This window comes from Staphylococcus sp. HMSC055C03 (assembly GCF_001809385.1).
In the GTDB taxonomy this organism is placed as follows: domain Bacteria; phylum Bacillota; class Bacilli; order Staphylococcales; family Staphylococcaceae; genus Staphylococcus; species Staphylococcus simulans.
Window position 1 is genome coordinate 318,249 of record NZ_KV797474.1, and the last position, 16,537, is coordinate 334,785.

Consider the following 16,537-nt stretch of genomic DNA (forward strand, 5'->3'; position numbering starts at 1 on the left):
CGTTTTGATCTGCACTTTTATAATTAAGCACGTTCTAAATATTTTACTTTGCGGCCATATAGGACATAGTAAAGTCCTGCGGTAATAATAGTTAATATAGCCATGAAGCCATAAAGTTGTGCATAAGTAATAGATGAAGTGAAGACACCTAATACAGAAGGGCCGAAGCCGATACCGAAATCAATACCGATAAAGAAAGTAGAAGTGGCTAGGCCATATTTTTCTGGTGTCGTAACTTTGATCGCAATAGCTTGCATAAGTGATGATAAGTTACCGTAACCTACACCTAACGCTGCACCTGCAAGTAATAACATCCAGCCTGAATGTGCAAAGAATAAAAGCACAAAGCTGATAAGTAAGAAGAAATAAGATGGATAAACTACAACGTTTTCGTTTTTGTTATCCATTAAACGACCTGTAATTGGACGTGTGACTAATGATGTTAAGGCATAGAAAATAAAGAAGTAACTTGAAACTGCGACTAGATTGCGCTCTTCTGCGAAGAATTTTAAGAATGTCAGAATAGATGAGTAAGTCACACCAGTTACTAAAATTACAATCGCAATCGGTACTGCATCTTTAGCGATAAATTGACTTAAGCTGAAACCTTTTGATGGTTGAGTTTCAGAAACTTTAGTTGTTTCAAAATTGATATGAATGAAGAATGATAAAGCTAAACCAATGATGCCTAATACTAAACATAAAGCGAATAAGACATCAATGGAGTATTGATTTGATAATAATAAACCAAAGAAAGGTCCGACAGCTGTTCCGAGAACTAAACTGAGTGAGAACATGCTGATACCTTCACTTTTACGTTCAGGTGGTGTGATGTACGCAGCTATTGTTCCTGTCGCAGTAGTCGCAACTGCTGTCGCAACACCATTAATTAATCTGGTAAACATTAAGAAACCTAATGAACCTTCTATAAAGTAAAGGGCTTGCGTTACGATAAGAAAAATCAATCCTATAATTAATGTACGTTTAGGTCCCATCGCATTGACATATTTTCCTGTAATAAAACGGCCGATTAATGAGCCGACAATAAATAATCCGGTTACTAATCCGGATAAACTATCTGAAGCGCCAAATTCGTTTTTACTGTAGCCTGCAATGACAACGATTAACAGATACATACAAAGATAAACGAAGAAGTTGACGATAAAGTTCATATTGAAACTTTTAGTCCATATTGGTGCGTGTTGAGAATGATCCACGCGAAATCCCTCCTTAAAACTGATGTTTGATAGCTTTGAGCGTTCGAATGGTTTGCTCGATATCCTCTTGACTAAGACCTGCTTCTTCAACGATTTGTTGTTGAAGTGCTGTTACTTTTTCGATGACTTCGTGGTAAATCTGATTACCTTTGTCCGTCAGACTTAATAGTTTTTGTCTTTTATCTTCCCCTGGTGTAACAGTCAGCAAGTCGTGTTCATGTAACACTTTTAATAATTTACGTGTTGATGGTTTTTCAATACAACGACGTTTAGAAATTTCGACAAGTGTTGTCGGTTCATGTAAGTAAATATCCTTTAGAACTAAAAATTGAGCAGTATGTAGCTGATACTGATCAAGTAAAGGTTGAACGCTTTTTACATAAGGTCTATATAATTCAGTAAAGCTATTAAATAATTGATTGATTTCCATGTTGTAGCTCCTTAAATTAAGATAGAGGTTGAGACCTCAGTAAAACGTCACAACCTCATATATAAACGAAATCAGTTTGATTTTTTTGCAGGGTAATTGATTGATTTCGTTAAAAAAGGTTAGCTAAGCTAACTAATTTACTTTACTATTGTAAAAAATTCTCAAATAAAAATCAAGAGATTTTTTGAAATTAGTCTTTCAAAAGGCAATTCGATTCATAATTTGATAAGATGAAGAAAAATGAAGAGAGGATGGTCTAAATGGTTCAGTTGAAATTTGATCATATCATCCATTATATCAAGCATATTGATGAGTTTGAGTATCCAGGAGAAGTAATGAAGTTATCACCAGGCGGCTTACACAATCGCTATGGTACATATAATAAATTGGTTTATACAGATTTGGCTTATATTGAAATTATCGGTGTAAACGATGAAGAAAAGTTGAAGAAGGTTATTAAATCGAATGAAGGACGTGTATCTTTCGTTGCGAAAATCGTACAAGATAATTTCGAACAAGGCTTTAAAGCAATCGCCTTACGCACAAATGATTTAGACAAACTTAAAGATGAGTTTGAAGCGAAAGGATTAGATGTCGTAGGACCAATTGAAATGGGCCGAGAAAATAAAAAAGGTGAACAAACGTCTTGGCGTTTATTATATTTGAATCAGCCGGATGCGAAATTGAAACCGCCGTTCTTTATAGAGTGGAATAAGTCAGAAGAAGAACGTGTTGAGGCGTTAGAAAATAGATTTCAACCGCAATTCAAAATAAAAGCCATTGAAATTCAAACCACACAACAAGCGTTAGTGGTCAATCAATGGCGGGATTGGTTTGGTATGGAAGTGGTATCTGAAGATGAAGAAATCACAACTTTAAAATTGCCTGATGAAGCGATTGAATATCGTATTCAATCAGGACGTAAAGACAAGTATGCGATTGTTATTCAAGATACAACCGCCGAAACACCTTATCATATCGTGACACGCGGTGGAGCTTATCACTTCGAACCTTAAAATTTAGTACACATAATGATAAACTGCGTTCGCAATCATAATCGCATAAGTTAAAGCGATTAAGAATAAGATAATTGCTAGCCACATATCAACACGTGATTTACGCAATAAGACAAGATAAACAGCAGTTACTATAGAAAATGCGGTAAAGAATACACGCAAGCTGAGATTGTCTATTTGAACATGGTTGACTAATGTTATACTAATCACAATGATATTTAAAATAATCATGATAATTAAAAAGATATTTCTCACACTTTTCACCTCTGAATCTTTATAGTTTATAGGGTTACGTGAGGATACGACATGAAAGTCACTTAGTTTCATTGTATAATAAGTAGATAGTGTAAGGAAAATAAAGGAGATTTTTATTTTATGGAAAAGATGAATATCACGAACCAAGAACATGATGCATTTGTTAAATCTCATCCCAATGGTGATTTGCTTCAACTCACACAATGGGCAGAAACGAAAAAGCTGACTGGTTGGTACTCTAGACGTGTCGCAGTAGGTGAAGATGGAAAAGTTAAAGGTGTCGGTCAATTATTATTCAAGAAAATACCGAAACTACCTTATACACTTTGTTATGTCTCTAGAGGGTTCGTCGCAGATTATGATGATAAAGCAGTCATCGAAGCCCTCCTTCAATACACAAAAGAAATTGCTGAAGATGAAAAAGCCTATGCGATTAAAATCGATCCAGATGTAGAAGTGGATAAAGCAGGGGATGCTTTAGGTAATTTAAGACAATTAGGATTCAAACATAAAGGATTCAAAGAAGGCTTATCAAAAGATTACATTCAACCACGTATGACAATGATTACACCGATTGATAAAACAGATGATGAATTGATTCAAAGCTTTGAACGTCGTAACCGTTCAAAAGTACGTTTATCATTAAAACGTGGAACGAAAGTAGAACGTGCAGGTCGCGATCAACTTAAAATCTTCGCAGACTTGATGCGTATTACTGGGGAACGTGATGGTTTCTTAACACGTGATATCAGCTACTTTGAAAATATTTACGATGCATTACATCCTGACGGCGACGCAGAGTTATTCTTGGTTAAATTAGAACCGAAACCTGTATTGGCAGAGTTAAAAGGTGAAAATGCAGAAGTTGAACAAGATATTGAACGTCTGAAACAAAAGAAACAAGATAAAAAGACGTTGAATAAAATCAAAGATGCTGAAGCTAAAATTGCGCGTAACCAAAAATTAATCGATCAAATGGAAGAACTATACCAACGTGAGCCAGAAGGTGTTTATTTATCAGGCGCACTGCTTATGTTCTGTGGCCACAAATCATATTACTTATATGGTGCATCTTCAAATGATTATCGTGATTTCTTGCCGAACCATCATATGCAGTTTGAAATGATGCGTTATGCGCGTGAAAAAGGCGCTACAACATATGATTTCGGCGGTACAGATAACGACCCGGATAAAGACTCAGAACATTATGGTTTATGGGCATTTAAGAAAACATGGGGTACGTATTTAAGTGAAAAAATCGGTGAGTTTGATTATGTCTTAAATACACCATTGTATTATATGATTGAAAAAGCAAAACCAGCATTAACAAAAGCTAAAATCAAAGTTTCTCGCAAAATAAAAGGCAGAAAATAATACAGTTAGACAACATATTTTCATAAGTATAGATAAAGGGGTTGAGACTAATATTGGTCTCAATCTTTTTTCTTGGAAAAACCTAAAATGTTGAGTGAAATCAACGACCTTTTAAGGCGGGGTGTGTTAAATTTAAAGTAACGAGAAATGAGGAGGAAAGAGCGCATGATTAATCGTTTGCTGAAGTTCTCTTTAGGCAATAAATTCGCTGTATTTTTAATGGTTGTATTAGTCATCTTGGGCGGTGTCTATTCCAGTGTAAAAATGCGTTTAGAATTATTGCCTGATGTAGAAGAACCGATGATATCTGTCAATACTGTCTTACCGGGTGCCACACCTCAGACAGTACAAGAGGATATCAGTGATAAAATAGATAATCAGATCAGAGGCATGGCGCATGTCGAAAATGTCAAAAGCCAATCGTTAGAAAATGTTTCTATGGTCCAAGTCAGCTATGAAGATGGTACAGATATGGATAAGGCTGAAGAAGCATTAAAGAAAGAAATTGATAAACTTAAACTCACGGAGGATGCAAGGGAACCTGAATTAATGCGGAATAGTATGAATGCATTCCCTGTAGTTGTTTATTCATTTTCAGATAAAAATGGAAATTTAGAGAAAGCGACGAAAGCGATTGAGAAACAACTCATTCCGAAATTAGAAACTGTTGACGGTGTTCAAAATGTACAAATGAACGGTCAAACTGCACGTCAAGCAACGATTAAATTCAAACAAAGCGAATTACAAAAACGTGGTATGAGTGCTAAAGGTGTGGAGGACTATATTAAAAATGCTTCTGGCAAAACACCTTTAGGTTTATTCCAATTCGGTAAAAAAGAAAAATCCATTGTAGTGAATGGAGAATTCACTTCAGCAGATGCATTGAAAAACTTTGTAATTCCTGTCAGCGCAGCACAAGGAGAACAAGGCCAATCTGGGTCAGATGAAAGTTCAATGATGTCACAAGGTTCACAAGGACCACAAAGTAATGACATGGTGAAACTTTCAGATATCGCCGATGTAAAAATCGGACAAGAACGTGAGTCAATCTCCAGAACGAACGGTAAAGATGCGATTGATGTTCAAATCGTAAAAGCACAAGATGCCAATACTGTTCAAGTGAAAAAAGATACAGATGCGAAAATTAAAGCGTTTGTGAAAGATAATAAAGATTTAACACAAACTAAGATTATGGATACCGCAAAACCAATCCAAGATTCTATTTATACAATGCTTGAAAAAGCGATTCTTGGTACGATAGTTGCGATTATTGTTATCTTATTATTCTTACGTAATATCAGAACAACAGCAATTTCAGTCGTTTCAATTCCAATGTCGTTATTAATTGCGATGATTGCCTTGAAGTTATCAGATGTCTCATTGAACATCTTGACTTTAGGTGCATTAACCGTCGCAATCGGACGTGTAATTGATGACTCTATTGTTGTTATTGAGAATATATACAGACGGATGTCCGATCCGAAAGAGCGAGAGAGCGGAGACAACTTGGTTATCAGCGCGACAGCTGAAGTATTCAAACCGATTATGTCTTCTACGCTTGTAACGATTGTCGTCTTCTTACCATTAGTCTTTGTGGCTGGTTCAGTCGGTGAGATGTTTAGACCATTCGCACTCGCAATTACATTTAGTTTATTAGCGTCATTACTAGTGTCTATCACTATTGTGCCGGCATTAGCTTCAACATTCTTTAAAAATGGTATCAAACAAAAACGTCAACGTTCGTTAGGTGCAGTAGGCAGAGGATACAAAAAAGTATTGAATTGGTCGTTAAACCATAAATGGATTGTCTTAATTATAACGACTGTTATTTTAATCGGCAGTATCGGATTAGGTGCTGCGAAAATAGGAACGAGCTTTATTTCCACAGGTGAAGATAAATTCATGGCGTTGACTTATACACCAAAACCTGGTGAAACAAAAGAACAAGTACTAAAAAATGCTGAACAAGTTCAAAAATATCTTAACAGTAAAGATAAAGTGAAGAAAGTTCAGTATTCACTAGGTGGCGCATCACCAATTGATCCGACAGGCAGTACAAACAATATGGCTGTGATGATTGAATATGCGAGTGATACGAAAAACTTTGATACAGAACCAGACAGAGTATTAAAACATATCGCAGGCTTTAAACAAGAAGGCGAATGGAAATACTTAGACATGGGTACTGGCGGTGGCAATAATGAAATTGAAGTCAAAGTATCTGGTCCATCAGGTCATGAAATCAAAGACACAGTGAAAGCAATCGAAGATAAAATGAAACAAACATCAGGTGTAGTGAACGTTAAATCCGATTTAACTGAAGTCTATGACCAATACACAATTGATGTTGATAAAAACAAAGCAACCGAAAAAGGCTTGTCAGCGGGTCAATTAGCGATGGGCTTAAATCAAAACATTCCAGAAACAACACTGACAACGATTAATGAAAAAGGTCATAAAGTCGATGTAAAAGTTGAAAAAGAAAAACAAACGAACTGGACCAAAGAGAAATTAAACAATCTTGAAATTCCGACACCGACAGGAGAAATGGTTCAGCTGAAAGATATCGCAACATTAAAATCAACACAAACACCAAGTAAGTTGATTAAAGAAGATGGCGACTATACTACAACTGTAACAGGTAAAATCAGCGGTAAAGATGTCGGCGGTATTTCAACGAAAGTAATGGATAAAGTAAATAAAGTCGATAAACCAGCGAATGTTAAAATCAATTCAGGCGGTGCGACAGATGATATTAATAGAGCGATGACGCAATTAAGTCTAGCAATGATTGCGGCAGTTGTAATTGTCTATCTTGTACTCGTATTAACATTCAAAGGCGGCTTAGCACCATTTACCATCCTATTCTCACTTCCTTACATTGTGATTGGTGTGGTGTTAGCTTTAGTATTCACAGGAGAAACACTTTCTGTACCAAGTATGATCGGGGTCTTAATGTTAATAGGTATTGTCGTAACCAATGCGATTGTACTCATAGACCGAGTTATCAATAATGAGCATAAAGGTATGGAAATGAAAGAAGCGTTGTTAGAAGCGGGCGGAACGAGAATACGTCCAATCTTAATGACAGCACTTGCGACAATTGGCGCACTTGTGCCGATGTGTTTCGGACAAGACAGCTCTATCTTGATTTCCAAAGGTTTAGCCGCAACTGTAATAGGCGGATTGGTTTCTTCTACTATTCTTACACTGATAGTAGTACCAGTTATTTATGAAATTCTATTTACGCTGAAAGATAAAGTAACACATATGTTTAGCTCAAAACGTAAAAAAGAGAATTAAGTTTAAAATTTAAATAGCTAATCAAAAAAGTCCCTCAGCTCGTATAATACGCAGCTGAGGGGCTTTTCTTTCTTAATATAATACAAATGTTAAAATAGTACTGATCACGAAAATTAAAAGGGTCATCACATTTAATAAGAAGACACCTTTTTGATCGCCTTTTGAATACTTGAAGGCTGTAATCTCCACATTACCTACAAGCATCACAATGACCGCAAACTCCCACCATGCTACTGGAGGAACTGTTAAGTTAATCATTGCGACAATAAGGATGAGTAATCCACCCATGACTATACGTAAAACACTACTGTAGATTGTATTCATTTTATAAATACTGATATAACTTACAAATAAATACAAAACGGGTAGTAATAATAGATAGAGCTGCATCGCGTGTACTTCCTTTCTGATAATCACAAAACACGTTGAATCATGGCGTGTTTCTATTCAAGATGTCGATTTTATTGCTGTTTTATTTGTGAACGGACGTGTGCGATTTCATGTTCGATTTGTTCAAGCTGTTTAATCAATGGATCGACTTCTTGACCTGTTGATTCACGCTTTTCCAAATCATCTTGCAGACGTACGTAATCTTGTTTTAATTCTGCTAATTGACTTTCTAAATCCAAAAGATACACCACCTTATTGATTTTTATTATCAATAATAATAGTATATCATGGAAAGATTAGAGATGTAATTACCGAGAAATGACATTTCATGACGAATGAATGTCTCAATGATAATAGAGAAAGAAGGGTGACTTATGACAGGCAAATTCGCAGTCATTGTTATATTGATTGCGCTTGGGTATTTACTCAAACGTATCAATATTTTAAAAGAAGAAGATAACCAAGTACTGGCTAAATTAGTGCTGAATGTGACGTTACCTGCATTAGTCATCGTCAATTTAAACAAAGCTGAACTGGATATTTCACTATCTGTATTACCGGTTATGATGGTCATTTACGGTATTATTGCGAAAGTTATCGCTATCAGCTTTTTCTTAAAATATGACAATGAGATGCGAGGTACCATCGGCATGATGATGGCATCACTGAATATCGGCTTATTTGCTTATCCGCTGGTACAAGCGATTTGGCCGAAAGTCGGCATGATTTATTTCGGTATGGCAGATATCGGCGGTGCGATTGTCATGTTCGGTATCACTTATTTTATAGGCAATTATTTCAGCAGCAGCGGAAATAATACTTTTAATCTTAGATTCCTTATATTGAATTTATTACGTTCTATTCCATTGATGACTTATTTGATGATGTTTGGTTTAAATATGAGTAACCTGCATTTACCAGATCCTGTTATCAATTTCTTAGATGTATTGGCACAAGCGAATATGCCGTTATCTATGATTCTCTTAGGTTTAATGTTGAACTTTAGAGTAGAACGTCGTTATTTACCGATTGCCTTGAAATATTTGGCTATTCATTATGGCTTTGGACTCATAGCGGGCTTACTCGTTTATTTCTTTTTACCAGTCTCTGACCAAATGATAAAAACGACTTTAATGGTCATTTGGTTGTTGCCAATCGGCGTTGCGGTCATACCTTACTCCATTCAATTCCAGTACCGTACATTGCCTTTGATTGGCATGACCACCAACATGACGATTGTGATCAGTATCGTCATACTCTATTACTTCCAAATGTTTTTCGTATAATAAAGGGATTGTCAACCATTACTTAAGTGGCTGACAATCCCTTTAAAATTTCTATTATTTTCTTCAATATTTTATTAGAAAGTCATTATGCTTTTAATCCGCCGAGAATGAAAGCTGCGACGACAATTAATACAATCCCTGCAGTAATTCCAAGCATTTGACGTTTATCTTTACGTTCTTTCAGTATAAAGATACCGCCGAGTGTTGAAACGATTACTAGTAATTGTGAGAATGAGAAACTTGTTGCGACGCCGACTTTAGGTTGTGAGTAGAACAAGAATAAGTTACCAATGGCCCAAATCACACCTGGCAAAAGGTTACGTAACGTATAGCGTGTAGACGTTTGGTGTTTCGCTGATAATAAGAAACCACCGATTGCCATACCAATTGATTGGAAGAATAAGGCATCTAAGCCATTAACGCTAAAGATTTGCGCCACAACAACATATACGACATAGCCGACTGTTGAAATTAATAAAATCACAATTGCTTTACCTAATTTAGATTGGCCTTCGCTCGATTCATTTTTACCTTTAAGTGAAGTCAATGCGATACCGCCCACTAATAAAATCATCGCTAATAGACCTAAAACGACTTGTGTTCCTGTACTCCATTCCCCTAGGAATATTGCGCTGAATAATGTAGTACCAACCAGCTGCATTCCTGTAGAAATCGGCATAGTTTTAGAAACACCGATTAAATCAACAGAGCGTAATTGGTAACCTTGACCTAATGCCCAGAATGCACCAGAGATCAAACCGACAATAATGACTTTAGGTTCAAAACTAGAATGTCCTGTTAATAAGAGAACAATACCTACAATCAATGCGCCGAGTGTCGTGCCTCGGATTTGATTGTAAGGTCCGCCTCCAACAAGAACGTTAATTAAAACAACACTACCCCAAAAGAGGGCAGGCAGTAATGCGATAAGTAAATCCATCTTCTATCTTTTCCTTTCTATATTTAAACTTACCCCTTAATAAAATAAGAATAAAACAAAGACAAATAAATGGAAAATAAAACGTTTGCTATGAAGGTTAACCTCATAACAAACGCTTATATTATTTGATATATTTGAATTTTTTACGTTCTGAACGAATGTCGAAACCGAGTTCACTGAAGCGGTCTACTAATTGATCATTTTTACTACGTATTTTGAAATAGACTTTATTAATATCATCATATTTAAAAGCAAAGTTAATCGCATGACTTAATAAATTAAAAGCAATTCCTTCATAACGATAATCCGTATGAGATGAGAAATATTTAATTTCTGCTTTATTTTTATCAGGTTTGACTTGCAGATATAAGTAGCCTTTTAAAATACCTTCGCTGACAAAAAAGAATAAATGATTGTTCTCATCTAGTGTATTGACAATTTCAGAAGCAGACATTGCTTCACGACGGAAGTTTTTCTGATGTAAGCGATCGAAATGTGCGAAAAAAGCTTTGTGATATGGAATGATTTGACGTTCAGCCGCAGGACTTGTTTCAATTGTGTGATCAGTTGAAAGATAATAGTCAGTGAACGTATAGTGTGCATCAATGGATTTCATCAATGAACTTTTATAGTCGTCTGTAATATCAAATGAAAAATTGAAATGAGATTGATCAGGTTGATCTGCAATTAAAGTTTCAAAAAGGCTTTTAAAAGCTTGTGCATCTAATTGATCATTTGAATTGATGAACGGCCCAACCATTTTAAAATGGTTAGTATCATAGGAGAATCCACCCATCAGCATACGGACTTTGTCACTTTCGTCAATGAGCGCGTAGACGCCTGTGTCTTGTTTTAAAGCCTCAATACTTTGTGTCAATGAAACGTTTTTTTCGTGAAGCTTATAAATATAGGAACAATAGGATGTATCGGCTTGGTGAATAAAACTTTGGATGTCTTGAACAGCTTCAATTTTAACGGCTTTCATAAGAACCTCCTTGGTTGTTATATAAAGAACACCTTTTTATTTATTATACTTTGTTTTGTGTTGAGATAAAAGCAAAGGTACGAGAAACAAGCACAATAAATCATGTTACAATAGAAATACGATTTTGAGAAAGGAAAATGAAGATGAAATCATTAATTCTAGCAGAGAAACCTTCTGTGGCCCGTGATATTGCGAACGCATTGAATGTACATCAAAAGCGTAATGGCTATTTTGAAAACAATCAATATATTGTGACATGGGCTTTAGGTCATCTGGTAACGAATGCGACTCCAGAACAATATGATTCGAAGTTTAAAACATGGGATTTGCAAGAACTGCCAATTATCCCAAAATATATGAAAACAGTCGTTATTCCAAAAACAAAGAAACAATTCAATACAGTCAAATCATTGATGTTAAAAGATGTAGTTAAAGAAATTATCATTGCGACTGATGCTGGAAGAGAAGGGGAGCTCGTTGCACGTTTGATTTTAGATAAAGTGCATAATAAAAAACCGATTAAACGTTTATGGATCAGTTCGATTACAGCCAAAGCGATTCGTAACGGGTTTAAACAATTAAAAGATGGTAAAGCATACTTGCCATTATATCGTGCAGCATTAGCACGTAGTGAGGCAGACTGGATTGTTGGGATTAATGCGACGCGCGCATTAACAACGAAGTATGATGCTCAGTTATCATTAGGTCGTGTTCAAACACCGACGATTCAACTTGTTCAAATGCGCCAAGATGAAATCAGACATTTTAGACCATCTAAATATTATACGTTAGAAGCACAAGTGGATGGACAAAACTTTAAGTTGATTTCAAAACAACGTATCTATGACAAACAAGTATTAACAGATATGGTTCAACAATTAGAACAACAAACGGGCATTGTTGAATCAGTAACATCAAAACGAAAGAAACAATATCCTGCGAAGTTGTTCAGTTTAACTGATTTACAACAAGAAGCTTATCAACGTTATCGTATGGGTGCGAAAGAAACACTGAATACACTTCAAAACTTATATGAACGTCATAAGTTGGTTACGTATCCAAGAACAGATTCGAACTATTTAACGGATGATATGGTAGAAACATTTAAAGAACGTTTACAAGCATTGCTTGCGACTGAGTATAAAGAAGCGGTGCGTCCATTAGTCAATAAACAGTTCAGTGCTAAAATGGGTATCGTAAATAATCAGAAGGTATCAGATCATCATGCAATTATTCCAACAGAAATTCGTCCTAACATGAATGATTTGAGCCAACGTGAACAAAAGGTCTATTTAATGATTGCAGAACGATTTATAGAGAACTTGTTGCCGCCGTATGAGTATGAAGCGGTCAAAGTTATCTTGAAGGTCGGTAAGCAGACCTTTGAATTGCAAGATAAAGTAACCTTACAACTTGGTTTCAAACAATTACGCAATGAATCAACCACACAATCAGAACCGATACAATTTAAACAAGGTGCAACTTATAAAGTCCAACGTTTCCATATTCAAGAACATGAAACAACACCGCCGCCATACTTTAACGAGGGAACATTGTTAAAAGCAATGGAAAGTCCTCAAAAGTTCTTTGAACTCAAAAATAAAAAACATTCACAAACTCTGAAACAAACAGGCGGTATTGGTACGGTAGCAACACGTGCAGATATAATCGAAAAGCTGTTTAATATGAATGCGATTGAAGCAAGAGATGGTCATATTAAAGTTACGTCTAAAGGACGCCAAATTTTAGAACTCGCACCACAATCACTTACTTCACCATTGCTTACAGCAGAATGGGAAGAAAAATTAACGCAAATTGAACAAGGTAAATATGATGCACGTCAGTTCATAAAAGAGATGAAACATTTTACTGAAACTATTGTGAATGAAATCAAAAACAGTGAACAGAAATATAAACATGATAACTTGACCACTACAGAATGTCCGACATGCGGTAAATTCATGATTAAAGTCAAAACAAAAAATGGTCAAATGCTTGTATGCCAAGACCCGGCATGTAAGACAAAGAAAAATGTACAACGTAAAACGAATGTACGTTGTCCAAACTGTCATAAGAAAATGACATTATTCGGTAAAGGTAAAAAAGCGACATATCGTTGTGTTTGCGGTCACTCTGAAACACAAGAACAAATGGATCAAAGACACAAGAATAAAGGTAAAGGCAAAGTATCTAAACGTGAGATGAAGAAATATATGGGTAAAGAAGAAATGAACAATAATCCATTCCAAGATGCTTTGAAGAATTTGAAACTTTAATTAGAAGACACACTCATTAACGAATTTTAACGAACAATATTTAAAAATATAGTGTTGAAATCGTTAGAAAATGAGTGTGTTTTTCAAATTTCTATTAAAATTGTTTGGTTTTTTCTTAAATCTTCATTGTATTTTCTTTGAATAGGGATTAGAATATTAAGGTATTTCATTTAAGGAGACTTTAAAGTGAAAAAATATTTCCAATTTGATAAGTATCAAACGAATTATCGTCGTGAGATTTTAGGCGGTTTAACAACTTTCTTATCTATGGCTTACATATTAGCTGTTAACCCGCAGATTTTAAGTTTAGCAGGTGTAAAAGGTATCCCAGATGATATGAAGATGGATCAGGGCGCAGTATTTGTTGCGACAGCCTTAGCTGCATTTGTGGGTTCATTATTTATGGGACTCATTGCTAGATATCCAATCGCATTAGCACCAGGTATGGGACTGAATGCATTCTTCGCATTTACTGTTGTTTTAACAATGGGGATTCCATGGCAAATCGGTTTAACAGGTGTGTTATGTTCAGGTATCTTCTTTGCGATATTAACCGTAACAGGACTCCGGGAGACCATTATTAACGCCATACCGTATGAGATGAAAATGGCTGTAACAGCGGGTATCGGTTTGTTTATTACCTTTGTTGGTTTACAAGGTGCAGGTATTATTGTGAATAATGATTCTACGCTTGTAACTTTAGGCCATATTACAGACGGTAAAGTATTATTAGCAGTATTTGGTATCATCGTAACGGTTGTACTTTATGCTAAAAAAGTACCGGGTGCTATCTTTATCGGTATGATTTTAACGTCAGCCGGCGGATTATTAACTGGTTTAATTCAAATGCCACATGCAGTAGTAGGAAAGATTCCAAGTATTGCGCCAACATTCGGTGCAGCATTTGAAGCATTTAAAGACCCAGGTCAATTATTTACAGTACAATTTTTAATTGTTATTTTAACGTTCTTGTTCATTGATTTCTTTGATACAGCAGGAACATTAGTGGCAGTGGCTTCACAAGCAGGTATGATGAAAGATAATAAATTACCTCGTGCAGGTCGTGCTTTATTCTCAGATTCTATCGCTACAATCGTAGGTTCTATTTTCGGTACAACAACAACGACTTCATACATTGAATCAACATCGGGTGTTGCTGTAGGTGCAAGAACTGGTTTTGCGAGTATTGTAACAGGTGTCTGTTTCCTATTAGCATTATTCTTCAGTCCATTAATGGCTGTTGTTACGAGTGCAGTCACAGCTCCAGCATTAATCGTAGTAGGGGTATTAATGGCAGGAAACTTATCACAAATTGATTGGAAGAAATTTGAATTGGCTGTTCCAGCTTTCATTACGATTATTATGATGCCACTATCTTATTCAATTGCGACAGGTATCGCATGTGGTTTCATCTTCTATCCAATTACAATGTTAGTGACGAAACGTCATAAAGAAGTACATCTAATTATGTATGTATTAATGGTATTATTCATTTTATATTTCGTATTCGTACACGGTTAAAATAAAACGATTAAGCAAGCTCATGAGATATGGGCTTGTTTTTTTAATATCAAAAAAGACACTTGCACAATTCGCAAGTGTCTTACTGCAAGAGATAATATTAACCTTTACCACCCATGAACGCAGGGTAATTCGTCATACCGCCATCAACATAAATTGTTGTGCCGTGAATATAACTTGCTGCATCAGATGCTAAGAATAAAGCAACGTTAGCCACTTGCTCTGTTTCGCCAATTTCTCTTGCAGGAATCATTTTAAGAGTTTCTTCACGTGTTTCAGGATCAGAGAATTTCTCTTTCGTATGCTCTGTAACGACTGCACCTGGTGAAATGTTATTAATGCGGATACCGTATTGTGCATATTCCATAGACATTGTTTCCATCATACTTTTTAGGCCAGCTTTACTTGCTGAATAATTTACATAGTAAGGCCATGGAATGATGTCATGCACACTCGCTGTATTAATGATTACTCCTTTTTTATCTTCTTTAAGGAAGTATTTAACAGCTTCTCTTGAACCGATGAATGCACCTGTTAAGTTAACATCAATTGCTTTTTGGAACTCTTCAACAGACATTTCATGTGAAGCAACAGGATTTTCAAATCCAGCGTTATTAATCATAATGTCTAAAGTGCCAAAATGTTTGATGGCTTGTTCTACAAGGTTGATGATATCTTCTTCGTTTGTAACATCACCTTGAACAGGTAAAGCTTGTCCACCGTGATCTTCGATTTCTTTTTTGAGTTTTTCTAACTCAGGTTCGTGTTTAGAAGAACGGTAATTTAAAACAACTTTCGCTTTCGCTTTACCAAACGCTTCAGCGTAAGCTTTACCAATTCCGCTGCCACTACCTGTGACAATAACTACTTTATTTTCTAAATCTTGATACATATCTCTATCTCCTTTTATCTATATCATGCTTTATTTCTATTCAATATAGTTAAAAAGCAATATGTTTCATCGTTATTATGAACTCTATCAATATACCCGCTTCTAAAAATTAATAATCCAAACACCTTTAACTTCTAAAATAAATATAAATAGAAGCGTTTACATTACAATAGGAAGAAACTCATAAAATCACTTGTAAATATAAAAAGATACCGACAGATCTGCCGGTATTTATCTATAACTTATTTAATTCGACGTCCATGCTCATCATAAACAGCTCTCGCATTTCGATTTGGCATATAAATAGGAGTGCTCATGACAATAAACAAGAAGAATAACATTAAGAAGAATAAAATCCAATGTACAATCATTCCGACAAAAGGAACAATTGCGATAAACGAACCAGCGATTCCTAATAAAGGAATAATGACCATAGGACGAATTGTACTTTGGCTGTCAGCTAATAATGCGATAACGAGTAATAAATAGAAGAAAGCATTAATGATTAATGGCTGCCAACCAAATGAAACGATGATAGAACCTCCTAAGAAAGGAATACCATATAAAAGTTCAGAGAGCAGCAAGATAATGCTTATAATGATTAATGCGATTCTTGTACTATGTTTCACTTTTAATCACCACCATTCATTTA

General features: G+C 35.6%; 15 protein-coding genes. 6 read left to right on the plus strand and 9 right to left on the minus strand.

The window, feature by feature from the left end:
* Window positions 1-23 precede the first annotated feature (23 nt).
* Window positions 24-1,172, minus strand: coding sequence for an MFS transporter (locus tag HMPREF2603_RS01640; RefSeq protein ID WP_060803687.1), 1,149 nt, complete (start codon window positions 1,170-1,172; stop codon window positions 24-26).
* Between the two features lie 58 nt (window positions 1,173-1,230).
* Entirely contained in the window at window positions 1,231-1,647 is a 417-nt protein-coding gene (locus HMPREF2603_RS01645; RefSeq protein ID WP_057509885.1) for a MarR family winged helix-turn-helix transcriptional regulator, read from the minus strand.
* Between the two features lie 260 nt (window positions 1,648-1,907).
* Here HMPREF2603_RS01645 and HMPREF2603_RS01650 point away from each other — a divergent pair, with 260 nt between their 5' ends.
* Entirely contained in the window at window positions 1,908-2,663 is a 756-nt protein-coding gene (locus HMPREF2603_RS01650) for a VOC family protein (protein WP_057509884.1), read from the plus strand.
* Window positions 2,664-2,666: 3 nt separating this feature from the next.
* Here the strand turns inward: HMPREF2603_RS01650 and HMPREF2603_RS01655 are convergent, their stop codons facing one another.
* On the minus strand, window positions 2,667-2,918 hold the full coding sequence (locus HMPREF2603_RS01655) for a hypothetical protein (protein WP_023014982.1): 252 nt from the start codon (window positions 2,916-2,918) through the stop codon (window positions 2,667-2,669).
* A 120-nt stretch (window positions 2,919-3,038) separates the two neighbouring features.
* Here HMPREF2603_RS01655 and HMPREF2603_RS01660 point away from each other — a divergent pair, with 120 nt between their 5' ends.
* Together HMPREF2603_RS01660 and HMPREF2603_RS01665 are read left to right on the plus strand one after the other, a co-directional pair.
* The gene (locus HMPREF2603_RS01660) at window positions 3,039-4,292 is read left to right on the plus strand and encodes a lipid II:glycine glycyltransferase FemX (RefSeq protein WP_002479585.1); all 1,254 of its coding nucleotides are present in this window, start codon (window positions 3,039-3,041) and stop codon (window positions 4,290-4,292) included.
* A 165-nt stretch (window positions 4,293-4,457) separates the two neighbouring features.
* The gene (locus HMPREF2603_RS01665; RefSeq protein ID WP_060803666.1) at window positions 4,458-7,595 is read left to right on the plus strand and encodes an efflux RND transporter permease subunit; all 3,138 of its coding nucleotides are present in this window, start codon (window positions 4,458-4,460) and stop codon (window positions 7,593-7,595) included.
* Between the two features lie 72 nt (window positions 7,596-7,667).
* Here the strand turns inward: HMPREF2603_RS01665 and mspA are convergent, their stop codons facing one another.
* The gene (mspA, locus tag HMPREF2603_RS01670) at window positions 7,668-7,985 is read right to left on the minus strand and encodes a membrane stabilizing protein MspA (RefSeq protein ID WP_060803667.1); all 318 of its coding nucleotides are present in this window, start codon (window positions 7,983-7,985) and stop codon (window positions 7,668-7,670) included.
* Between the two features lie 71 nt (window positions 7,986-8,056).
* Entirely contained in the window at window positions 8,057-8,224 is a 168-nt protein-coding gene (locus tag HMPREF2603_RS13310; protein WP_002479580.1) for an SE1832 family protein, read from the minus strand.
* 135 nt (window positions 8,225-8,359) lie between these two features.
* On the opposite strand from HMPREF2603_RS13310, the gene HMPREF2603_RS01675 reads away from it, so the two are divergent.
* Window positions 8,360-9,271 carry an AEC family transporter gene (locus HMPREF2603_RS01675; protein ID WP_002479579.1) on the plus strand — a complete coding sequence of 304 codons (912 nt, stop codon included), beginning with the start codon at window positions 8,360-8,362 and terminating at the stop codon, window positions 9,269-9,271.
* An 85-nt stretch (window positions 9,272-9,356) separates the two neighbouring features.
* On the opposite strand, the gene HMPREF2603_RS01680 is transcribed toward HMPREF2603_RS01675, so the two are convergent.
* Together HMPREF2603_RS01680 and HMPREF2603_RS01685 are read right to left on the minus strand one after the other, a co-directional pair.
* Window positions 9,357-10,211 (minus strand): GRP family sugar transporter, encoded by an 855-nt coding sequence (locus HMPREF2603_RS01680; RefSeq protein ID WP_002479578.1) that lies wholly within the window; start codon window positions 10,209-10,211, stop codon window positions 9,357-9,359.
* Window positions 10,212-10,332: 121 nt separating this feature from the next.
* Window positions 10,333-11,196 (minus strand): GNAT family N-acetyltransferase, encoded by an 864-nt coding sequence (locus tag HMPREF2603_RS01685; protein WP_023014978.1) that lies wholly within the window; start codon window positions 11,194-11,196, stop codon window positions 10,333-10,335.
* Window positions 11,197-11,339: 143 nt separating this feature from the next.
* Between HMPREF2603_RS01685 and HMPREF2603_RS01690 the strand changes: the two genes are divergently transcribed.
* Complete coding sequence (locus tag HMPREF2603_RS01690; protein WP_060803668.1) at window positions 11,340-13,472, plus strand: DNA topoisomerase III; 2,133 nt, start codon at window positions 11,340-11,342, stop codon at window positions 13,470-13,472.
* Between the two features lie 186 nt (window positions 13,473-13,658).
* Entirely contained in the window at window positions 13,659-14,993 is a 1,335-nt protein-coding gene (locus HMPREF2603_RS01695; protein WP_060803669.1) for an NCS2 family permease, read from the plus strand.
* A 100-nt stretch (window positions 14,994-15,093) separates the two neighbouring features.
* Here the strand turns inward: HMPREF2603_RS01695 and HMPREF2603_RS01700 are convergent, their stop codons facing one another.
* Window positions 15,094-15,885, minus strand: a complete 792-nt coding sequence (locus tag HMPREF2603_RS01700; protein ID WP_060803670.1) for a glucose 1-dehydrogenase — start codon at window positions 15,883-15,885, stop codon at window positions 15,094-15,096.
* A gap of 242 nt (window positions 15,886-16,127) precedes the next feature.
* Window positions 16,128-16,514, minus strand: coding sequence for a hypothetical protein (locus tag HMPREF2603_RS01705; protein WP_002479573.1), 387 nt, complete (start codon window positions 16,512-16,514; stop codon window positions 16,128-16,130).
* Window positions 16,515-16,537: the final 23 nt, after the last annotated feature.